Source organism: Flavobacterium shii (assembly GCF_025847235.1).
Lineage (GTDB): Bacteria > Bacteroidota > Bacteroidia > Flavobacteriales > Flavobacteriaceae > Flavobacterium > Flavobacterium shii.
Genome location: NZ_JAOZEW010000001.1, coordinates 387,733 through 410,773 on the forward strand (window position 1 = coordinate 387,733; position 23,041 = coordinate 410,773).

The window sequence follows — 23,041 nt, forward strand, 5'->3', positions numbered from 1 at the left end:
TTATTTGATGCAAAAATAGTATATAACCCCCCCCTGGAACAATAGGATGCGATTATAAATATTTATCTATTAATAAGTTTTAACTATACCGAAAAAACATACTCCTCTAATTTACTGAAGTTCAATATTTACTGGTAATTCTCCTTTGCAATCTGAATTTCCTAAAAATTGAATTCCTGCATTTTTTTGAAACTCAATAAAATCCTGATATACTTCGATAAGTCCTAAGGCTTGTTTTGCATTCGGGATTATTGGTAAAACATATGGATTTCCGAAAACGTAGAGTATACATTTTTTAGTTTTCAATAATTTTCCTAAAAGTGCTAAAACCTGTTCTTCGATGTCGAAGTTGTTTAGTGGTTTTGCTTTTGGTACAAACAATGAAATAAGTATTGTATCGTATGACTCTAAATCTTTTTCGACTGAAGAAATTGTAGTATTTCCTGCTTCGATTGCAAATTCTGGGCTCACTAATTCTGTGTTTAATGTATTGAAGAAATCATTATCGACACCTTTGTACAAGCTTAATTTGGCAAGTGTATTATTTTTATGCGCTTTAAAAACAGTTTCGGTATTAGAATTATCTATAATTTTTGTGATACTGTTTTGCGCTATTTTTTCGTTTAATAAAGCTGTTTTCTCAAAATCCAGAATTCCTGAACCTGCTATTGCCTGATTTAGGATTCCTGCTTTTTCTTTGCATTTCCAGATTCTGTTAAAGCTTTCTTCGATGCGTTCTGGCGATGCGTTTTCTAGAATCGCCTGAATTCCTTCGGGTACATTCTCTGCAAAACACAACACATCGTTTCCTGCATTAAATGCCTCCCACTCTAGTTGTCCTTTTACATCATATAATTTAGATACGCTGTGCATATTTAACGCATCTGAAATCACTAAACCATCATATCCTAATTGTTCTCGTAACAGGGTTTGGATAATAGGTTTTGATAATGTTGCCGAGGTATCTTTTCCTGAGTTTAAAGCCGGAACGGCAAGATGCCCTATCATAATAGAATCTACGTTATGCTCGATTCCTTTTATAAATGGATATAATTCGTTTTCTAGTAATTCGTCTAATGTTTCTTTAAGAACTGGTAATCCTAAATGAGAGTCTACATTGGTGTTTCCGTGTCCGGGGAAATGTTTTAAGCATCCTAAAACTCCAACATCCGACATTCCTCTTAGATATTCTAATGCAAAATGCGAAACTTTTTCTTTGTTCTCTCCAAACGATCGATACCCAATAACTGGATTATCGGGATTGTTATTTATATCTGCCAGGGGTGATAAATTATACTGTATCCCTACCGATTTAAGGTCTTGTCCTATTTGTTTTCCTACTTCGTAAACCAAATCTGATTTACTTTCGGGCAAAGCTCCAAGGGTTATTGCATAAGGATATTGTGGTGTTTTTTCGACACGCATTGCCAATCCCCATTCGGCATCGATACTTATTAAAAGTGGTGTTGGAGCGCATTTTTGGAAACGTTCTATTCTTTCTTTTAACTGTTTATAGCTATCATCGTTAAAAACGATTTTTTTATTGCCTTCGTAATTTGTTGCGGCACTGGCACGACTATGAAAAAATGTAAGTCCGCCAATATTATATTCTCGAATTAATCGTTCGGTTTCCTGAATGTTTTCTTCGGTATTATTTATAAAAACTGCAGGAAAGAAAAACTGTCCTACTTTTTGTTGCAATGTTTGTGGTATTTTGCTCATTGGTTAATTGTTTTTTTCATGCATACACTATTATCCATAACGTCATACGGAGGATAATTGGGTATTATTGAATATTCGGCTTTTTTGTATAGCGATATAGCTTCTGGTTGGTTTATGCCAGTTTCTAATATGGTTTGTTTGTATTCTATTTCCGAAGCCCAAAGTTCTAATTCGGCTAGAATTCTGTATGCAATTCCTTTTTTTCGGTAATCATGATGAACAAACATTCTCTTGATTTCGACAGTTTGATCATCATATCTCCTAAAAGCACCACAACCTGTAGCTACTCCATCTTCATAATACACAACTACATGTTTTATTTTATCGGTTTTATTAAACTGATTATAAAAATCGTGATCCTCTCCATCTCTTATTTTTAAATCCTGATCTAATAAATAAACCAATTTTGTAAAATCGATATTGTCTGATGTTGTTCTTTTTATTGTAATCATAATGGTAAAATTTCTAACAGGTTATTGATTAAGTTTTCTGCTTGAGATAGTACTAAAACATATAATTATATTATTTTAAACCATATAAGTAATGTAAGTAAATATAAGGCGTAGCCAAGCAGTATAAAACTCAAATTTTTAATTCTACGACAGTTTACGCTTCTTCTGTTTTGCGAGTAAACTTTTAGTATGTAAGGCTTTTTCGAGTCTGTTTTTAAATCGAAAGAGTTTTGGCATTCCTTCGATTCGATCTTCGAGCGTGATTTTTTCGTAAATTAGAATTGCTTTTTCTAATATCCGAATTTCATTATCGATATCATTCTGATTTTTGTAAATGGTAGCCAATCGATCATAAGAATGATTGCCTATAAAACCTTCGGTAACATTTTCTTCGTATAACGCAATTGCTTTCTCAATCTCTCCTTCTTTTTCAAATTCAATTGCTTTCAGGTTTCGTTCAACCTGGGTGTTTTCATTGATTTCCATGGGCGTTATATTGTAGTTAAATCTTATTCTGTTTTCTTACCAAAATCTTGTGGAAAAATTAAAAATCGAGATAAAATAATTCCGGGAACTGTAGCTAAGAATACCCAAACAAAGAAATTTGCATATCCTAAATATTCCTGAATATATCCACTTACCATTCCTGGCAGCATCATTCCTAAAGCCATAAATCCAGTTGCAATAGCATAATGTGATGTTTTTGACTCTCCTTCGGCAACATAAATTAAATACATCATAAAAGCTGCAAAGCCAAAACCGTAGCCAAATTGCTCTACAATTACAACAGCATAAATATAATAAATAGAGGAAGGATGAAAATGAGATAATAAAATAAATCCAATAATTGGCAAATGCATAGTTAAGATCATAGGAAGCATCCATCGAGTAAGACCATGTCTGGAAATAGCAATTCCTCCTAAAATTCCACCAACTGTAAGTGCAATTAATCCGAAGGTTCCGTAGATCAAACCGATATCTTCGGTATCCAATCCCATTCCTCCTTTTTCAATTGTTATCTGATTTCCTTTATTTACAATTAATTGATTAACAAAATTTATTCTAGATTTGTTAAGATTTAGATATTCCTTATTATCCTTATTTTCTACCTCCGCTAATGGCTTTTTTAATTTTCTGGTTTCAGCAACTATTGGTAATTTAGAATACAATAATTTTAATTCAGAATCAGATAATTTCTCACCGCTCTTAACCTTTTGATTGTAAATCTCTAATGCTTTAGATTCAGTAGCATCCGAACTCGATTCGACTAATTCGTATTTAATCGGGTCTATTAAAAATGGAGTTAGCATTTTTATTAATTGAGATTCCCCTAATCGGAATAATAAAATGAATGCAAGAATTAAGACAATCTGTTTTTTCTTAAAGAAACTTGCAAATACCGAAGCAAAACTTTTATCCTCTATTTCTTTAGCTGTTCCTCCAGCATTAATTTCTGTTTTTGGTGTCGAAAAATAATTATAAGTTGTAATAAACGTCATTAATAAACCAACAAAAATCATAGTATACGACCATGCTTTGCGATTATCGCCGTATTTATGCTCCAGATAACCTGCCAAAAGCACGATTACTCCATTACCCGCCAACATTGAAAGTCTGTAAAATGTGCTTCGGATTCCCAGAAAAAATGACTGCTGTTCTTTTGGTAAAACCAATAAATAAAACCCATCACTGGCAATATCATTGGATGCCGAAGCAAATGCCGCAACCCAAAATATAGCTAGGGTCATCATAAAAAAACCATTGAGCGGAATCGTGAATCCAACAACTAGGAAAGCAATTGAAATAAGTAATTGCATCGATAAAAACCATTTCCTTTTGGTTCCATTTAAATCAATAAATGGGCTCCATAACGGTTTTACAACCCAAGGTAAATACAATAAACTGGTATAAACACCAATATCTTCATTAGTAATACCTAGATTTTTGTACATAAGTACCGAAACCGAGATAATTACTGCATAAGGTAACCCAGATGCGAAGTTTAATAATGGAATCCACAACCAAGGTTTATTTTCTGTTTTCATCTGTTATTTCGGGTACATTTACTTTAAATCCTTTTTTTAAATCTATAATGGTCTGAGCACTTTCATTTGCATAATAATCTATAAAAGTGATGGCACAAGCCTTATACTTACTCATTTGTGCTTTTGAGAAAACAAAATAAATAGCACCATCAATTTCATGAACTGTCAACTTATCTATAATTTGAGAAGGATCGTTTATATCTAGTTTAGCTTGACTTTCGGCACCATAAGCAACGATATAACGCACTTTAGTGTTCACCGGATATTTCACATTAAACGAGTAGTTTAAACTGTCTTTCGAAAATTCATTTACAACTGGAACATCAACTATGGCCTTTTTTAAGTTTGGAACCGCCAGCGGAAGCGCAGGATATTTATATTGATTTTCGCCCAAAAGACGTACTACATCCTGATTTTTATTCATAAACCATTTGGCACTAAAATAAGCACTTCCGGTTACGTTCGTAAAACTTCGGGCATGATCGACTTGATTTGGAATTTCGGTAGCTAAGTTCCAGCTTTTATCACTATCGGCTCTAATTTTATATGTACTATGCCCTATATAAATAGCGGCATTATTAGAGTTTTCAGACCACCATTTTACTAGTTTCGAATAATTAGCTCTCGTATTATTCATACTCCAATACAATTGAGGTATAATATAATCAATCCATTTCTCGTCCATCCATAAAATAGGATCTGCAAATAAATCATCATAATTAGATGTCGATTGTGTATCCGATCCTCTGGAATCTTTCGATTTATTACGCCAAACACCAAAAGGGCTAATCCCGAATTGCACCCAAGGTTTACAGGTTTTTATTGTATTGGAAATAGTTTGAACAAAAATATTCACATTCGCACGACGCCAATCTGCAAGGCTAAGTCCACTACCGTATTTTTTATAGGAAGCGCTGTCGTTAAATTGTTTCCCAGGAACTGCATAAGGATAAAAATAATCATCAAAATGAATTGCATCGATATCATAATTCTCAACAACTTCTTCGACAATTGCAGTTAAATGTTCCTGTACTTCGGGCAAAGCTGGATCATAATATATTCTTCCCCCATATTCAATCATCCATTCCGGATGTTTATTTACATCATTATCCGGGCTCAAACTATCTTTTTTTAAATCGAATGTTGCTCTGTATGGATTCATCCAGGCATGAAACTCAAACCCTCTTGCATGTGCTTGTTCAATCATCCAAGCCAGAACATCATAGTATGGCTTTGGAGCCTGACCTTCTTTCCCTGTCAAATAGCGAGACCAAGGTGCCAGCTTAGATGGATAAAAAGCATCCCCAACACTCCTAATCTGTACAATTACAGCATTAAAATTTAGTTTTTTATAGGTATCTAAAATTTCAAGATAATCAGCTTTTTGTTTTTCGGTGCTATCAATACCGCTTTTAGGCCAGTCGATATTAACAACAGTTGCAATCCAAACCCCTCTAAATTCATTTTTAGGAAACAGACCTTTTCTCTGAGCATTTCCACTCCCTCCTAAAAATAAAAAAAATAAAAAAAATAGTATTATGTGCTGGTTTTTATGCATTTCAATCTTATTTATACAGAAATCAAAAATAGTTTTTTTAGTGAAGTTTACAGGATAAATTATTAATAAAATTTATAACTCACAGAAATTTAAGCTTTAGCAAATTCTAATACTATTTATCTCTAATTAAAAGACTATATATGAACCCGATATAATTATTTTTATTATAACCTCAACCCTATTTAAAACCGAATTTCCATTATCGTATACTCTTGTTCCGATTTAAAAAAAGTAATATGAGTATCAATTAATCCGATTTTTTCATAAAATTCTTTTTTATTTACTCTCGCATTACACCAAACTCGTTTAATTCCATTATTTCTGGCTCGCAGTAAAATATGTTCCAAAAGTAATGTCGCATAACCACGTCCTTGTTCCTCTGTTAATGTTGCCAATTTTCTAAATTGCATTTCTTCATGATCCTCAAAACAAGAAATTATAGCAACAAGTTCGGCACCTGCAAACAACCCAAAATGAATCCCTAAATCATCCTCTTCCAGTTGTACAAATTCAAGAGGTTTGTCTGGCCACATTACTCTATGACGGATCTCCCATGTTTGCGAAGCGGGAATTTCTTTGATTATCATAACTCTATTTTTGATGTAATAAGATTCCAAATTTAAGGATTAATTATTTCTTTCTTTTATCCAAAAAAATCAGTTCTTACTTATACCTATAAAACAAATTAACAGAATTTACTTATATTAATTTGACATATAAATAACATCAATTTAGACACAAACAATGTCCAGCAAAATCATATCACTCACTATATCAGCAAAATATAAAATAACAACTAAATAATTATCTAAAAATAAATAAGATATATCTTTCGATTTCGGTTAATAATAATTAATTTTAAAGTCTAAATAACAATTACTCTAACAATTAACAAGTATGAAAAAGTTTTTTTTAATCACGCTATTATGTATCAGTGCCAATTCTTTTGCTCAATTGATACAATTCGGTCCTATAGTTTCTTCTAATATAACTTCGATTATAACAAGTGATTATAGTTCAGACAGATCTGGTACTTCGATTGGTGCTGGTGGATTTGCAAGAGTAAACTTATTGATGCTTTACGGACAAGCGGAATTTGGATATGCTCAATCTAAATTCACAGTTTCTGAAACTGGAGTTGCCGAAACAGATTATAAATTATCAGGAACCGAAGCTACCTTAATAGTAGGTTTCAAGGTTATTCCCCTAGGAAAACTAGGAAATGTTAGAATCTTTGGAGGTTATAACTGGAAAAATTATTCAAGTGTAGATGTAAACAATAATTTAAACTACATAGATATTGTAAAAAACAATAATAGCTTCTTGGGAGGTGTTGGTGTAGATTTCTGGAAATTAACACTGGATTATAGATACTTAGCAGGTGTTACAGATATTGATGCATCTCCGCTAAAAGCAAAAACCACAGTTTCGAATATTAGCTTAGGATTTAAATTCTAAAGAAAACGGCATTACATATAAAACGGGAATCTAATTTTAAGGAATTAGATTCCCGTTTTATTTTTACACAATCTCCCTTAAAATAATTTGAAAATTACTGTTACCCGTAATTTCCAAATTATTTTCTTTTGTATTTTTATAAAGCAAAATAACAATTAAAAATATTTTTAACTTAATCAATACCAGAATGGGAAAATTTGTAATTTCTAAAAGAACTAACGGAGAGTTTCAGTTTAATTTAAAAGCCGGTAACGGACAAACAATTCTAACCAGCGAAGGATATACAGCAAAAGCAGGTTGTTTAAAGGGAATCGAATCTGTAAAAACCAACTCAGAAGATGATTCAAAATTCGCCAGAGAAACATCCAAAAATGAGAAACCTTATTTCAACCTAAAAGCAACCAACGGTCAAATCATCGGCACAAGTGAAATGTATGAAAGCGTTGCTGCAAGAGAAAACGGAATTGAATCTGTAAAAAACAATGCACCTACAGCAACTATAGACGACCAAACTACTTAAAATAGTCAAAAAAATTTGCTTAAAAACACTAAAACCACTCTTATCGGGTGGTTTTATTTTTAGGAGCTTTCGTATTCATGATACTATTAATTTAAAGCGAACGGTATCATCTGATTGAAAGGCAGGCAACTAAATTCAGAATTCGACATTAAAATAATAAATTAATTTTAAAAATAAAAACTAATTATCAGTAAGTTAAATAATATTTTAGAGTACATTTACTAATAAAATTAATATAAATTATGAAAACAGGAGTAGTTAAATTTTACAATGAAGCAAAAGGATTTGGATTCATTACAGAAGAAGGTACAGGACAAGATATCTTTGTTCATGCATCAGGCTTAAAAGAACAAATTAGAGAAAGTGACTCTGTTCAATTTGAAATAGTTGACGGAAAAAAAGGCAAAAACGCAGTTGAAGTTACAGTAGCTTAATACTACATTAACGTTAAAATTGCATAGATTACGATTGCCTATTGGTTTAAATATGAAGATAAAAGAATAATATTCGATACACTCTCAATAATAAAACCCTACAAATCACTCACGACAATTAGTAAAAAACAAAAAATCCTGTAAACGATAGTTTGCAGGATTTTTTTTGTGGATTAAACACAGGAAGATATAGAAATTATTTTATGTTTTATTCCACTGATTAGGAATTTTAAAATCAATAAAAATCTGTAACATCTATTCTTTTTAAAGGTCATTTAATAAAGCTGAAACAGAAAATTCGGTTTTATAAAACCTTAAAAATTAAAATTCATGATGAAATTATTTTTATTATTCCTCGTCCTTACCTCTGGCCCATTGGTATATTCACAAAATATTGAGATAAATAAAAAACAAGAAAACATAAAATATACTGGCAGCAGTGAAATCACTTTTCAAGTAAAATTAAAAAAGAATTCTTCCTACTTAATTACTGTTTTCCAAAATAAAATTGACATAAAAGTAGATTTGATAGACCCCGAAAATAAGATTGAACAAACAACGGATTTAGCCGATGGAAATTCTGGATATGACAAAATAGATTTTATAGCCAAACAATCCGGGGACTATAAAATTAGTATAAAGGGAATCAGTAACAAAGTTGTACCTAATGGCGAAATTAATGTTTGTATCACCACATATGGCAAGGCACAGCTCCAAAAAAGAAAAGAAATACAAAAAACACTCCAGACTGAGAATAGTAAAAGTATCTATACTCTTGACATCAAGCAATTTTGGGAAATGTATGACAATCTAAAATTTTGCAAAACAACCAACGATAGCATTCGTACAATACAAACTTTATATTTAGATAGAGGAACAAATGGATTAAGACAATTTGCAAAAGTTCGGGACTTTTCGGCAGAAATGTTCGTAAAGAGAATCTGGAAATACAAAAATTATTATAATTCAATAAGACAAAACTCATTTATAGTCTATGAACTAAATAGCTCTATTGACAGTATTGCCAACAATTTAAAAAAGATATATCCTAATGTTAGTGATTTCAAAGTCGCATTTGTAATAGGTCCAATGCTTGCTGCCGGTACTATCTCATCTAACGTTTTACTAATTGCCGCAGAAATGCAAACTGGCGATAAAACTTCGGATGTGAACGAGATTACTAATCCCAATCTTAAAACAGATATAGTATCGACCAATAACTTAATCGAAGTTAAAGCCAAACTAGAGGAAACCATAACACATGAGCTAGTACACACTCAGCAAAAAGAAAGAAATAAAAATGCTTGCTCCTGCCCTTTATTAGAAAACATCATAAAGGAAGGCGTTGCCTCTTTTATAGCCGAAAAAAATCTAGGCCGTCCAAATAAAATCACCCAATACGCAATTTATGGTCAAAAGAATGAAAAGGCATTATGGTATGAAATGAAAAGCGAACTATGCACTAATAACTATAAAAACTGGCTCTTTAATGCTTCCTCCAGCAAGGATAGACCTGGAGATTTAGGTTATTATGTTGGTTATAAAATCGCCGAATCTTATTATAATCAAGCAAGTGATAAACAACAAGCTTACATTGAAATGATAGAAATGGATAATCCCTTACTATTCCTCGATAAAAGTAAATATGATTTAAAGTTCCTGACTACGACAAACTAACCCAAAACCTAAATAAAATACGGGAAGTCCTTAAAAAAACGGACTAACTAATAATCATAAAGTTAATTACGTTTATTGAGTTCTTATTTACAACCCTAATTTTTATTTGGAGATAAAGTTTCTCTATGAATTTATTTTTTAAAAATTATCAAACCTTTATCTACCTTATCAGAATCCACAAAAGAGCTATTCTCCTGATCAAATTGGATGGTAAAATCCGTTTGATAATCCAGAATTTCAAATTGCGACCCATCTCCAGAAAGAACTATACCTAAATATTCTTTTAAAGCATCTATTTCCTTATCACAAATCAATTCATTGCTGGATAAAAACAGGTCGTAGCTTTTTATTTTCTCATTTCTTCCTGTACTAAATGTTACTTTATAAATTTCTGCATCAAATAATGCCGGGAATACTTCATTATTCACGACATAAAAAGAATTACTTAAATCTATTATATTCCTTATCCTTTTAATCTTAAATACCCGTTCCAATAAATAAGATGTATTTTTAATTGCTGTTTTTAATTTCATTGGTTACGTTATTCTCTCAAATTCAGGAAAAATTACAACCAGTTTAATCTGGGTTATTTATTGTAAATAATAGTAAGTAACATCTTTTTCTGTATATAGAAATCAAAATTAGTATCAATAGTATAGGAGTCGATTCTTTATCTTTCTGTACTATCTATTTTTCTATGTGATATTTTGGGTCGATTGTAATCAAAAGTCTTTTAAATAATTGTACCAAACGATTCCTTATCGATTTAAGAATCAAGGTCATTGCGTCGAAATTTTCTACTTCTTTTTTTGTCCTTATAGCTATAATATTGCTGATTATCGAAATACCATCACTTACAATAAGTAAATCCATTACTATGGTAACAAACCATTTAAAGTTGTAATTAAGTCCTTTACTCATTAATGCCAAAGCTGTTGGTATTAACAATACGGCTAACTTGGAAACAAATCCCAATGCTAATTTTTTAAAGCTAAATGGGTTATTTAATACTATGGTTTTGATAATGCCTAAAAAAGTATCCATTACCATTAAGTAAAACAACACTTTTACAATTTCAATATCCATTTCTAAGTAAATAAAAATTCCATAAAGCAATAATTTTATTTCGTTTGAATATTCTGAAATTTTATGCACCATCGGTTTTTCTATTTTCTTTGTTAATCTTCTACTATAGATTTTTGAGCATGATCAAAATCAATTACTCCTAGTAAATTGGTAAATCTTTTTCCAAAAATTGATAGCGTATTATCTCTTTCATTTTCTCCTAAATTATCGCTTATAGTTTCCTGGACTACACCAAATCTATTTGTAGAGGAAGCTATAATAAAATTATCGTTTAATAATGCCCCAGCTACCATATTTCCGGTAATGTCGATGCTCAAACTAAGTTTTCTTAAATAGCTTAAAAAACCATTCCATTTTATAACAGCATACATAAAACATATAGGATAAACACCTAAAGAACAAATCAATGCAAATAAAAAAAGGATCCATTCTGTATAATGTTTTTTTGAGATAAATAAGGTTGGTAATAATAAGGTTGCTATTGGTATCATTATTAGTATCGTAATTAAAAGCCACAGCAATGCTGAAGCTGTAAAAATAAATTTCACAATTTTATTCATGTATAATATTTTTTTAGTTTAATTTTTTCATACAAATAATCTTTTGGGGCATGAAGCCCCTAAAGATTATTGCAAGTTGCTATTTCTTATTCTCTTTTAATTTCCTGGAGCATTTGGATCTTTTTTATCTATTGGTTTACTGTTGTGAACAACAATTCCCGAAATAACATAATTATCGACATCCTCAACATCTAATAATGCTACTTCCAGAGGCTCTTCTTTAAATAAGATTGATTCAATAGCTTTTGTTTTTCCAGCTTTATCAATCAATAACATACTTTGTTCTACATTCTTTGTACATACGTATTGAACGTTTTCACCATCTTGAGAAATTAATAGAGGATGCTCTCCAGTAACTTTAATTGTAGCATCTGCTGTTTTAATTTCGTAATAATTTGGCTGTGTACTCGTTCTTTTGGCTACCACAGTTACTTCTGCCTTGGTGCCTTCATCTAATTTTCCATTCCATAGCATATAATCTCCCTCAGATTCATCTATCTCATTCGGGAAAGTAAGTCCTTGAAGTTTATCTCCAACTACAATATTTTTTAATTTTTTTGATTGCCCAGATGCCATTGTTACCAAAGATTCTACATCGAAACAGGAGCCTGATGATGGATCTGTAGCTCCTGTAGCTACATTACTACCTTCAGATTCATTTCCAGCAGCATCAAAAGCTGTTACCATAAAGTAATATGTTGTATTTGCATCACCCGAAACAGTAGCATAGGTATCAGGAGTTCCATAATTTATTTCATAATTTCCACCAGCTACTTTTCTATATACACGATAGCGAACAACCCCTACATTATCCGTTGAAGCATCCCATTCAAGCGTTATAAAACGATTTTCTGTTGGGTAACATCTTAAGTTTGTTGGTGCTGTTGGCTTAATCGTATCCTTTACCGTTGTGGTTACATATACTGTATTACTAACGCCTAATTGTTTCCCTGCAGCATCTTGCGCTATAACATAAAAACTGTAAGGTGTTACTGCAGACAATCCAGTAACATTATAGGAAAGAACATTCCCTACTGAGAATGGTAAAGCACCATTTACAGATACCAGATAATTAGCAACAGTTACGTTATCCGTTGCTGCTTTCCAAGTTAAAGTCGCAGTTGTATCAGTAATCTTCGATACCTCTAAATCTGTAGGGTTTGTTACTACAGTTGACCCTGTATACTCTATGAAATGAACTACTCTATATGGTTGCATATTTTTATTAATTCCAGATTCTCCTACAGTTGTTGTTGGTGAAATTAAACCCCATTTATATGATCCTGTTTCAAGACCATTTATACCTGTATTAGGTGTGCTGAATCCATTACAGTCATGACTATGTTCAACAACAACAGCATCTTTACTTCCTCCATAATTTCCAATCTTATTTAGAATAGTATCAAAGAGATCTAACCCAACAGGTACTCTTCCTCTTAACGGTACATATTCTTCCCATCCTTTCGGAAATGGTGCAGTTTTTCCCCAAATAGCAATCATCCCGATAGGTACTGCTGTTGCAGGTTGTTCTTCTAGCTTTATAATACGATTAATCAGCGAATCGATTAGCGTATTATTTTTAGTGACCTGATTTGCATTATCTATTACTAACAAAGATTTAATAGAATCTGATGTATTTAAATTCTCTAAATATACTTTTCCTCCAATCGAAGTATTCTGCCAATCCGAACCGTAATTTAAAGTAAGATTTGTGCTAGTTTGGGTGCTGTTATCTACCAATGCTTTTCCTGTAGGCTCTGTAGGATGTAGTAATCCTCTTCTGTTTATTGATCCTAACCTTAAATCGGCCACCCTTACGGTTGCAAAACCACCTTCTTTTATATCTAATTTGGATAATTTGTAAGAGCTTAAATCTAAATCACCTTGCATAGCTTTTGATCCATTAAGCGGAAGATAGCTTTGATTGATTAGGTTAATATCTGTTTCTATTTTACCTATGTTTGCTTCAACGGCATCAATATTTGCCTCTATTGTATCAATGTTTGTTTCAATCCCTTTAATAATCGTTTCAATTGCCTCAATGTCTTTTACGGTTTTGAAATCTTTTAATTCATAATAATATACTGCTAATGCATCAGTGATTGGAGAAGGTATAGGACGATTTGCAAATTCATCCGAACTTATGTATTGTGCTTCATAATCAAAATAAGCGGTTTGTAATACTCCTGTTCCGTATGTTAAATTTGTACCTGTCCTAGTAGTTTTTAAAAATCCGGTTGGAGTACCTTTTTCAATAGGATATAAAATTCCCTGCAGTATTTTTGCACCTGTTTCATCTTTAGGATCTTTTTCTTCTTGATGAATGATAGCCCAGCCTTTCTTGTCGTTTGTTGCAGGAGCTACGGTATAGTTTTTACCGATCTTGATGCTTAAATGACCTTTTAAAGCTTCGAATAACTCATATCTGTAGGCAGTTTGAAGTCTTTCTAAAGTTTCTTGCTCGAGAGGAAATCCTCCTGGATGACTAAAATTTACTTGTTTCATTTTTATTTATTTAAATGTCTGTTGTTTTTGTATTATTATTTGTCTGTGTGTTTTTATTTCACCTTTTAGTTTAATCTTCCGGCGAATAAGAATAGGTTTCATAACTTTTTCCTGCCAGTTTATAAAAGTTAAGCAGATTATGAAACTCCATATTGGCTACTTTAATAGGTTCTGTTTTTTGTACAGTTCCGTCTTTGTTTGGCTGGACGACTATAGTCTTATTTGCTATTAAATTTTCCGGAATAAATACTCTAAAATTTGCGTAGGCAATTGTTGTGTAATCTTTACGATGAGCGAGATAAACAGGTTTGTTGTTTCTGTTTTTGTATTCAGCGTGAGTAAATATTTTTAATTGCGGAATCATTAACGGTCCATCTACTAAAGTTCCATCTGGTAATTTAATTCTTGGTTCGTAATACTCTTTGTGCAAATACACATATTGTATAGTAGGCCTGACCGATTCGTCTATATAAATTAATTCCTCTAATCGTTTTTGCTCTGTGCTTAAATTAGGATTGTAATTTTTAGTTGGATTGTAGGCATCGTTGAGTATTTTCTCCAGATAAATAACCTGACCTGTATGTTGCATTTTATATAGCGTTTCTTCATAAATAGTATGAAGTGGAGTCAGCAAAACATTGAGCCAGTCAAGATGTGTCTTTTTTCTAAGAATAGGTGGAATAAGCCATAACAATAGCTTTTCCCATTTTAAAACGGTGTATTTATTCATTGTATATATATTAGACTATTGTTTATCTCTGTAAAATGTGTAAGGAATATAGTTTACTTCAACTGTTAGCGTATCCATATCAAAATAACCTGCGTTAGGAATAAAATATTCGATCTTGGTCACATCTATAGGATCCTCCGGTTGGTCACTAGGATTTGTTGCCCAGGCGGTTTCAACCTTAGTCAATATTGGAATTTTAACTCCTTGCGCTTTCTGAATTGCATCAACCAAATATGTTTTTACGAAAGCACCATTAAACTCGATATTTTTTAAATGATCTTTGACAGCATCTAGCACTGGAAATACCTCATTATTTAATATTAATGAACCATTTTGAGGATCTAAAGAATCTTCCTGGGTAAAATCCTTGCCCAAACTCCTTAATTGATAATATTCAATGTCTTTTGGATTGATATAAATACTTAAAGGGTCGATGTAAACATTTAGGCTCAATTTTAGAATATCCCCTTGATCAGATGTGATGTAAACTTGATTTCCTGCATCTTTAATTTTGGCTATGTATTCTTTAAAAGCAAAAAGTTCATTAGGAACGTCGATTCTCGAAATTTTATCACCTTTTACAGTGGCTACTTTTATAAAAACAACCCCAACTTTATTGTGGAAATAGTCTGAGAAAATTTCTTTTATCTCCTTTTTCGGATTAAGCACCGTTTCTAAGTCAATTTCACTTACGGCACAATGTTTTATTATTTTTGATTGTTCAATTTGGTCTTCCGAAAGATCTGTAGTGTCAAATTGGTACGAACCATCTTTCCATACCAGCACCATTCCGTTACTCGAATCTGGATCTAAGGGTGAGCCATAATGAAAATTTAAAGCTTGTTCGCGATACCAGTTTAAAGTGTGTGGTCTTGATATCAGAGCATTTTTTTCTACTATTTTTTCGTGAACCCAAATAGCAGTAGCGACTATGTTGACCCAAAGATTCCAAATACTTGTTTTTGACTTATTTGTTAAGCCATCCAGGGAGGATTGTTTCCCCTTCTCAATCACAATTTCGTTCTGTATTTCAGCAATTGTACGTGCCATATTTTAATTTTTTAATATAGGTTAGCCTGTAAGACATGTGAATATGCTTATAGATACTTGTTTATTTTTTGATTGTAAATACTACAGAGAAGTAGTTTTTTTTAGAGATTTCTAAAAAGAGAATTTTAACATTACCCGAAGATTAAGATAGTAAGGACTAACGTTTCCGGTAATAGCAATTGAGGTTATTTATTAATAAATGATAAAATCATCTTCTATAATCATATAATCAATTCCAGAGAAATTGTCCAGTAAATACTGTTCTTCATCTGTAATAGAAGTTGCGGGTTTTAAATTTCTAGAATTGTAATATTCTACAATATCCTTTTTAAAGGCTTCTCTGCCTATTTTTAAATCTTCATAAACAGAAATATCATCTGTAATATTAAATTGATCATTATCTTCTAAGAGGTCGAATACTTTTTCTATGCTTCCGTACTCTTGCAAGGAGATGTCAAAAATGTTTTGGTTTTCTTGTGGTTTAATAGTTTCCATCGATTTTAATGTTTTGTAAATCGTTAACATCTAGTGTTTTTACATAAAAGTTGTCGTACGATAATTGTTTATCTATTTCGTTTTCTAGTCTTAACCTGGATGTTGCATCTGGGCCGTTGATGTGTTTTTTGATTCCTACTCCAAGAATAGGAAACTCTTTATAACTTCCTTTCTGGCTTAACAATAGATGTTCTATGTTTTGCTGATCTGCCTCTTTAATGGCAAAATCTCCTTTTGTGATTAACAAGTCTTCATCTATGATAAAATCTTTCATATGTCGTTATTATTTGTTGTTTTATTAATTATTTTCTCCTTTTGAATTTGCGCGCCATATTCAAAAGATGATGTCTTATTTGAGACTGTAAAAATACGCTATGCTTTGTCTTTTACCAAGATATTAAGGGTTAGGAATCAGTAGTTTCAGCAAGTTAAAAACCTAAAATAAAAACCTAACTAACAATACATTAAAAACAAAAACCTTAATATTTTACAAGTTAAAAATACCCCTTTTAAACACTTGGAATAATTATCTCGATAATAAATTTAAAAATTGTTTTTACAATATTATTTTTAAGTGTATTCAGTTTTATTTTTGATATTCCGGCAGTTTGAAGCGCTTGTAATGCAACTAAATCGAGCTGACTTTTTAATAACCATTCTAATTCTTCTTCGGTTAAATCTCCAGAAGCGAAAAGAATGATCCAGCGCTCCAGTTTTTCTTTGGATGTTTCCAAAAATGTATTTAGATCTTTCTCTAATTCGGGTTTATTGTCTTTATAACTTTTTGTTATAATCGTCTTTAATTTACTTTTTAACTCTTCTATTAATTGATCGTTATTCATAGTTTTAAGTATTGCTGTTGATTAAATCTAAAAGTGCATCCTTTGACTCTTTGTCTTTTTTTACTTCATATTGAATCAGTAAATCCAAAGCATTTAAAACTTGTTTTTTTGATTCCTCTATAAAAGCTGGAGATAAAATTCCTTTCGTTTTCCAACGTTTGAAGAATCCAGCCAAAAGATTTTTTTCTTTATTGTTTAAAATTTTCCACATCGCAAATGTGATTTCGTTATTGAGTTTGCTTTTTTCGTATTGGGTCAATTTTTCGATATTCAACAATAAGGCTTCAACTTCTTCTTTATGAGTCGTATAAGGCGTAATCCCTTTATTCATTAATTTGGTTGCTTCTACTTTTATTTCTATTGTTTTTTGATAAGAATACGGATCGAACGCCGTTGTTTTGGTAGAATTACAAGAAATAATTGCAAAAGAAATCCCAATTAAAAAAGTGATATATTTTAATTTTAAATGTTTCATCTATTTATTTGTATAAGATTACATAGTTTTTTCTGTCGCGTTTTAGCTTGCTGAGAACTTTCCAGTCGCTATATCCTTTTTTATCAAAATGCGGAAGATCTTTAAACGTTTTCCAGTCACCACCCCAGTTCCAGTTGTTTTTCTTGAAAATTTCTACGCATTCCTGCCAATCCGAAATTTGGTCACCATCCCAGTCTTTTGCAGTATCCCACGAAGCCGTTTTTCCATCTATAATTAAACAGATATCTACTGCAAAGCCATAATTGTGAATAGATTGTCCGCCTTTTGCATTCGTTACTTTTTTCCCTGGTTTCGTTCTTCCAAAAGCATAAAGATCCTCTTGTTCCTGAAAAGATCTGAGTCCTTGTGTAATGCGTACTTTTGCTCTTCCGGTTAAGGCAAGATCACATTCTTCGATGATTTTGGCAACTTCTTCCCTAACCGAAGGATGTAGTAAATCAATGTGTTTTTTTGTTGTTTGATCCATATTTGTATTTATTAAAGATTTCAAATTTTAAGCATAAAAAGCCTTTCTAATTGTTTTAAGACAATCAGAATTTATAGTATTCTATAAGATTATTGGTGTTGTAAAATTTATTTAAGACTAAAAGAATTGCTTAAGTAAATCCTGAAAATGTTGTTTTTTTGTGATCGCAATCTTGATGGAATAAGTGCTTTTAATTATACTGTAAAAATACGCCTAAATAGCGCGTTGTAAAAATAATATGAAGTTGTAAATCAGTAATTTCAGTAGAGAATTTTGTGCTTTTTTGGGTTTTATTTTGTAGATAAAAATGGAAAATAATAGCAAAAAAAATCCCGTTTTTCTAATTAAGAAAAACGGGATTGCAATGAAAAGAAAATATCTTAAGAATCAATTACCAAATCATTACATACAATATCACTTTGTCTTCATTTATATTCAATTTTATGCTGTTTTTAGTAATTTCTAACGAAGCTATTGGACTGTCTTTTACCTCATAAAGTAATACCTCATCTTTTTCAGTTTTTGTATATTCTTTGCCTTCTAAAGCTTTGTCGATGACGTGAATTGGAACCTCTTGATTAAACTCCAGGAAAAGATTTTGCATATAATATTCACTCTTCCAATATTTCTCAATAATTTCCTCATCCGAATATTGTTCACTATGATATTGGGAAATCATACCAATAACTTCTGTTCTGGAAAAATTATAAGAGTCATATTTTGTTTCTGTAATAATTCTTCCTTTTTTATTAGTGTAAGATTGTAAAACCTGATCTTTTGAATCTAAGGAAATAATAGATTCAAATTTATCTCTAGCATATTTATCTTTATATATATATATATATATATATATATATAACCCGTAGTGCATTTAGGTAATATTGATCTTTAAGTTATTTATATTCCTATTTTCACTTCTGTTTATTGTTTGAATAATAGTAAGCGTTGTTATTTTTTGAGAGTATCCTTGTTTTAAAACCTAAAAAGCTTTTAGCATAATTTCTTCTAATCATAAATTGATCACAGAGTTGAGAGAATAACGTTTCTATTCTCTTTCTGGATTTTCTTATTATATAAGGCTGATCTTTGTAGTTTTTTTGATTCTTTCTCATTGGAATTTCAAGCTTAATATTATGCGATGTGAACAAATCTAACTGATAATCAGATGATAAATACCCCTTGTCTCCTAATAGCCTACAGTCTTTAAGTTGTTGTTTTATATCTTTGAGATAATGAATATCATGGACCGAAGCAGGGCTAATATCCAAACTTTGAAAGACACCTTCTACCGAACAAACCGCATGAAGTTTATAGCCATAATAATGCATTTTTTGCGAGGCACAGTATCCTCTGTTTGGAAGGGCATAATCTGTTTCTTTGCATATTTTACTACGTGAACTTCTTGATAATTTGCAAACCTCCAAAGGCATGCTATCTACAACAAAATATTTTTCCGCACCATTAAATTTTTCCGCCAGTAATTTTCTAATACGCTCCATAGAGCCAAATAACCTTCTTTTTCTTCTATTGTAAACACTTCGTTCTATAAGTAGCTTAATTTCAGTAGGTAATATCCTGAAGAGCTGATACTCGCTATCTATGCTCATATATTCAGAAGTCAGATTTATGGCGATTATTCTTAAATCAGTTAACCTGGGTTTGCGTATCTGAGATAAAAAATTCTCGCTATCAAGCTCTAATTCTTTTAATACTTCTAAAATTTTCCCGTAATTTGCTCTAAAGTTGTGCATTTTGAATTGTTTGTGTCGTAACTACAATTTACTGCTTTTTAGCAGGTTGCACAACTTTTATTTTGTCTAATCCAAATGCACTACGGGTATATATATATCATTAGATATACCAATTCTTCAAAAGAGCAGGTTTTAGCATAATCTTCAAAATGTCTTTAATCCCAATCAACCTTATCGTAATATAGTTCTTTTCTATTCAGATAATTTTCTTCTGTATGTTCTAGATTAAAATATAAAAAATCTAGTTTTGGTAAGTTATTCATTGCTCTTTTATATGATATATTTAGAAGTTTGATAAAAAACACCAAATCGAAAAGGTCTTGGATAAATTTAATTTTTTTTTTAGCTTTATAAATACTTTTGTACTTCATCCAAATTATACTGAATCCTATTATCCATTTCAATTAATTTTTGAAAAGAAGTAATATAATCATTAATTAAAGTTTTGTCATACTTTGCTATTACAGGTAATAACTGACTTGACTGATAGTATAATTCATTTTTTAAAGACTCTTCAAGAGCGTTAATAATATATGGAAGTAATTCTTTTCTAGGTTCTATTTTTAACAAGCGAGACTTTAAATTAGATTCAAAAAATTTAATACCATATAATTTTAATAATTCTATAAAATAAGGGATTATTTTTTCTTCATCATCGCTGTTAAAGGTTGAAATATATAAAGCATCTGCTATATAATCGTATACATTATCAGCGCCCCAAATTCTGTGAGGTTCAAATTCATAGTTTCTATCAGGTTGATTTTTTATAAACTCCGTTATACTTTCAAAACCTTCTTTTATATTCCATGCTGTGAGAATTAGCATGGCTTGATAAGCTATAAATTGATTCTCATTTTTTAATAATTCAATTAATTTGGGGATTCGCTCTACAGGAATTTCTTCTATAATCTGTACTTCATATAAGCCAAACTCTTCTGGGACTCCAGTTGAGTATAGCAAGTTTTTTATTTCGTCAGTCATCTTTGAAAATTGTTTATTCAAAATTAATTGTTTTTTTATTTCTTTTGAGGTTTAACTTTTATATATTTTGAAGGAACTATCCCTTTTATCAAGACTTCTTTATCTCTAGTTGAATGTGTAAAATCTTGCTTTGTTTTATCTAAGCTATCTAGATTCTTTTTTGAAGGATTAAGATCTACTTTATTTTGAGCAATATCTATTTTTTCTTGCAATTCTGAAAGCACTTCTTCATGTTTTAATATTTGAACATCTTTTACTAATCCCGCATTAATATCTTTTTTTAGTTTTTTAATATCGACTTCAATTATATAATTCCCATATGATTTATTAGCTCCAGTTCCTAGATTATTTAAAGAAAATGAAGTATAAGGACTTTCGCTTTTAACAGGTTCCGAGCCTCTAATGTGTTGTTGTACTGTTGTTTTACCGTTGATGTTAGCAGGTTCTATTTCTCCTTTTGAGTTAACATGTGATTTAATTCGACCTTCCATTTTGCCTGTTGGGGAATGTGGTCTATCATCTTGTCTATAAATAAAATCATCTAATTCTTTCTCAGTCATCTTAGAAACATCTTTACCTGTTTCTATGTCAATAATTTTGTTTGCTTCATCAGCAACTCTTCTTATTTCTCTTGCATCTTCTGCTGTTTCTGCTAGTTCGGCAGCAGTGTTTCCTTCTTTTGCTATTTTAGACAAATTAGGTAATCCAAAAGAAGCAAGATCCACAGTAACGCTAAAAGCAATCCAAAGATTGGCTAACCAGCTATAACCGTTTTTATGCCATTTTTCTAAAGTACCATTACTTAACATGGCATAATGAGTAGCATCTTTTGCTAGAACAACTCCTGCCAAAACTCTCGCTGCTATAGGTGCTCCTTTTGCTAAGACGATACGTAATGCACCATAGGCGGATAATAAACTCAATAAATCTGTAGCAATATTAAACAAATCCCAGTTTGATTGTTTAGTCGCCATATCGTGAATTTTTAAGGCAATAACAAAAGTGTTGTCGTCGCCTATTTGATCGCCCAAATCGCCCAGTTTTGTCCCGAAATTTAATTTTGCTAATGGATTAAATGACTTATTTATATATTGTTTTGGAATGGTCACTTTTTGAACTGGAGAACTGTACATGTTACTATCAAGTTCCATAGGAACATATGCTTTATCGTATGTTATAATTGTTTGGGTTTCATTTCTATAATTGTTTACCAAAATTTTTTTTCCAGACCAATCCGTTTCTAAATGAGTGTCTCTAAATAAATAGTAACTGTTATCAAAATATACAATATCCGATGGTTTTGAGGTGTCAAATTCGGCTACCAAACGAGTTAAAAAACGAAGTAAATCTTGTACTTCTTCGCCATGAAGTTTATTGTATATTCTATATAATAAATCACTATAGCGAAGTTTGAGGTATAGCAATTGTCTGTCATTTATAGCATACAGAATTTGTAAAATAGCTTTGTCTTCATTTGTATCTAAATTTGTAGGAGCAATTACTTCTAAATATGATACATCATTTAAAAGAAGATCAAGATGTTCATACAATTGCTGATCATTCATTTTGCCAAATAAAGTTCGAGGAAGCGATTCGTAAATAACATCTAATTTGCTTGGGTTATTATTGGCTTCTTTTATCTTTTTAAGATATAAATTAATAATTATTTGGACATCGCTGGTAATTACGATTCCTAACAAATCAAAAAGTGCGATATAAAGATCAAAATCCTGAACTGTAAATTTGAAAGCAATTTCTTTTAAATTATTGTCGAAAATTGTTAAAGAAAAATCGGTGTGATATTTTCCAATTTCAATGGATGGTTTAAAAGTTTTGGCTATTAGATTTATTCCGTTAAAAGTATTCCATTCTAAAGATATTCCACCTTGTTTTTGTGCTCCCTGGCTATCATTATAATTTATAGTTCCTAATTTTTCAGGTGTACTCTTAATTGGGCCATCGATAAGTTTGCTAAAAGAGGTATTAGGATAAACATAACCAATTTTTCTTTTGATGCATTCTATGACTTCATATACTGATACAAATTTAATATCACTGTAATTATTGGAACTTTCAACATACTTTAGCATCTCATCACCATTTTTATCATCCTCAATCTGCTGACGCCAAATGCCTAGCATAATTTGCCTGAACCGAGCCATTTCTGAAGCACTGGTATCTTTTAGTTCTATAGTATGGTTTTTAATAATCAT

The 23,041-nt window shown here is 31.3% G+C and carries 24 protein-coding genes and 1 pseudogene; 4 read left to right on the plus strand and 21 right to left on the minus strand.

Features of this window, described 5'->3' with window-relative positions; translation table 11 throughout:
* Positions 1-111: 111 nt before the first annotated feature.
* The 6 genes from OIU83_RS01620 to OIU83_RS01645 all read right to left on the minus strand — a co-directional run bounded on the left by OIU83_RS01620 (position 112) and on the right by OIU83_RS01645 (position 6,364).
* Positions 112-1,722 (minus strand): glycoside hydrolase family 3 protein, encoded by a 1,611-nt coding sequence (locus tag OIU83_RS01620; protein WP_264204533.1) that lies wholly within the window; start codon positions 1,720-1,722, stop codon positions 112-114.
* Positions 1,719-2,174, minus strand: a complete 456-nt coding sequence (locus tag OIU83_RS01625) for a GNAT family N-acetyltransferase (protein WP_264204534.1) — start codon at positions 2,172-2,174, stop codon at positions 1,719-1,721. The genes OIU83_RS01620 and OIU83_RS01625 overlap by 4 nt, the downstream gene beginning before the upstream one ends.
* Before the next feature lie 144 nt (positions 2,175-2,318).
* On the minus strand, positions 2,319-2,660 hold the full coding sequence (locus tag OIU83_RS01630; RefSeq protein ID WP_264204535.1) for a hypothetical protein: 342 nt from the start codon (positions 2,658-2,660) through the stop codon (positions 2,319-2,321).
* Between the two features lie 23 nt (positions 2,661-2,683).
* A complete protein-coding gene (locus OIU83_RS01635) occupies positions 2,684-4,219 on the minus strand; it encodes an MFS transporter (protein WP_264204536.1) in 1,536 nt (511 codons plus the stop codon).
* Entirely contained in the window at positions 4,203-5,777 is a 1,575-nt protein-coding gene (locus OIU83_RS01640; protein ID WP_264204537.1) for a glycoside hydrolase family 10 protein, read from the minus strand. Before OIU83_RS01640 ends, OIU83_RS01635 begins: the two co-directional genes overlap by 17 nt.
* Positions 5,778-5,959: 182 nt before the next feature.
* Positions 5,960-6,364 (minus strand): GNAT family N-acetyltransferase, encoded by a 405-nt coding sequence (locus OIU83_RS01645; RefSeq protein ID WP_264204538.1) that lies wholly within the window; start codon positions 6,362-6,364, stop codon positions 5,960-5,962.
* 310 nt (positions 6,365-6,674) lie between these two features.
* On the opposite strand from OIU83_RS01645, the gene OIU83_RS01650 reads away from it, so the two are divergent.
* The 4 genes from OIU83_RS01650 (at position 6,675) to OIU83_RS01665 (ending at position 9,866) form a co-directional block, all read left to right on the plus strand.
* Positions 6,675-7,235: a porin family protein gene (locus OIU83_RS01650; RefSeq protein ID WP_264204539.1), complete on the plus strand. Its 561-nt coding sequence runs from the start codon at positions 6,675-6,677 to the stop codon at positions 7,233-7,235.
* Positions 7,236-7,422: 187 nt separating this feature from the next.
* Entirely contained in the window at positions 7,423-7,755 is a 333-nt protein-coding gene (locus OIU83_RS01655; protein ID WP_264204540.1) for a YegP family protein, read from the plus strand.
* A gap of 242 nt (positions 7,756-7,997) precedes the next feature.
* Positions 7,998-8,189, plus strand: coding sequence for a cold-shock protein (locus tag OIU83_RS01660; RefSeq protein ID WP_264204541.1), 192 nt, complete (start codon positions 7,998-8,000; stop codon positions 8,187-8,189).
* Positions 8,190-8,519: 330 nt separating this feature from the next.
* Positions 8,520-9,866, plus strand: coding sequence for a DUF2268 domain-containing protein (locus tag OIU83_RS01665; protein ID WP_264204542.1), 1,347 nt, complete (start codon positions 8,520-8,522; stop codon positions 9,864-9,866).
* A gap of 131 nt (positions 9,867-9,997) precedes the next feature.
* Here the strand turns inward: OIU83_RS01665 and OIU83_RS01670 are convergent, their stop codons facing one another.
* From OIU83_RS01670 to OIU83_RS01740, 15 genes and pseudogenes are all read right to left on the minus strand, one after another.
* The gene (locus tag OIU83_RS01670; RefSeq protein WP_264204543.1) at positions 9,998-10,399 is read right to left on the minus strand and encodes a hypothetical protein; all 402 of its coding nucleotides are present in this window, start codon (positions 10,397-10,399) and stop codon (positions 9,998-10,000) included.
* Between the two features lie 154 nt (positions 10,400-10,553).
* Complete coding sequence (locus tag OIU83_RS01675) at positions 10,554-11,024, minus strand: phage holin family protein (protein WP_264204544.1); 471 nt, start codon at positions 11,022-11,024, stop codon at positions 10,554-10,556.
* A gap of 20 nt (positions 11,025-11,044) precedes the next feature.
* Positions 11,045-11,512 (minus strand): hypothetical protein, encoded by a 468-nt coding sequence (locus tag OIU83_RS01680; RefSeq protein ID WP_264204545.1) that lies wholly within the window; start codon positions 11,510-11,512, stop codon positions 11,045-11,047.
* 96 nt (positions 11,513-11,608) lie between these two features.
* Positions 11,609-14,017 carry a fibronectin type III domain-containing protein gene (locus OIU83_RS01685; RefSeq protein ID WP_264204546.1) on the minus strand — a complete coding sequence of 803 codons (2,409 nt, stop codon included), beginning with the start codon at positions 14,015-14,017 and terminating at the stop codon, positions 11,609-11,611.
* 70 nt (positions 14,018-14,087) lie between these two features.
* Complete coding sequence (locus OIU83_RS01690) at positions 14,088-14,747, minus strand: hypothetical protein (protein ID WP_264204547.1); 660 nt, start codon at positions 14,745-14,747, stop codon at positions 14,088-14,090.
* A gap of 15 nt (positions 14,748-14,762) precedes the next feature.
* On the minus strand, positions 14,763-15,797 hold the full coding sequence (locus OIU83_RS01695; RefSeq protein WP_264204548.1) for a hypothetical protein: 1,035 nt from the start codon (positions 15,795-15,797) through the stop codon (positions 14,763-14,765).
* Positions 15,798-15,989: 192 nt separating this feature from the next.
* A complete protein-coding gene (locus OIU83_RS01700; protein ID WP_264204549.1) occupies positions 15,990-16,292 on the minus strand; it encodes a hypothetical protein in 303 nt (100 codons plus the stop codon).
* Positions 16,279-16,566, minus strand: coding sequence for a hypothetical protein (locus OIU83_RS01705; protein WP_264204550.1), 288 nt, complete (start codon positions 16,564-16,566; stop codon positions 16,279-16,281). Before OIU83_RS01705 ends, OIU83_RS01700 begins: the two co-directional genes overlap by 14 nt.
* A 235-nt stretch (positions 16,567-16,801) precedes the next feature.
* A complete protein-coding gene (locus OIU83_RS01710; protein WP_264204551.1) occupies positions 16,802-17,134 on the minus strand; it encodes a hypothetical protein in 333 nt (110 codons plus the stop codon).
* A 4-nt stretch (positions 17,135-17,138) separates the two neighbouring features.
* Entirely contained in the window at positions 17,139-17,609 is a 471-nt protein-coding gene (locus tag OIU83_RS01715; RefSeq protein WP_264204552.1) for a hypothetical protein, read from the minus strand.
* A gap of 4 nt (positions 17,610-17,613) precedes the next feature.
* On the minus strand, positions 17,614-18,096 hold the full coding sequence (locus tag OIU83_RS01720) for a M15 family metallopeptidase (protein WP_264204553.1): 483 nt from the start codon (positions 18,094-18,096) through the stop codon (positions 17,614-17,616).
* Between the two features lie 391 nt (positions 18,097-18,487).
* The gene (locus OIU83_RS01725; RefSeq protein ID WP_264204554.1) at positions 18,488-18,967 is read right to left on the minus strand and encodes a hypothetical protein; all 480 of its coding nucleotides are present in this window, start codon (positions 18,965-18,967) and stop codon (positions 18,488-18,490) included.
* A pseudogene (locus OIU83_RS01730) lies at positions 18,968-19,847 on the minus strand (IS982 family transposase). It lies immediately after the preceding gene.
* 348 nt (positions 19,848-20,195) lie between these two features.
* Positions 20,196-20,828, minus strand: a complete 633-nt coding sequence (locus OIU83_RS01735) for a hypothetical protein (protein WP_264204555.1) — start codon at positions 20,826-20,828, stop codon at positions 20,196-20,198.
* A 35-nt stretch (positions 20,829-20,863) separates the two neighbouring features.
* Positions 20,864-23,041 (minus strand): hypothetical protein, encoded by a 2,178-nt coding sequence (locus OIU83_RS01740; RefSeq protein ID WP_264204556.1) that lies wholly within the window; start codon positions 23,039-23,041, stop codon positions 20,864-20,866.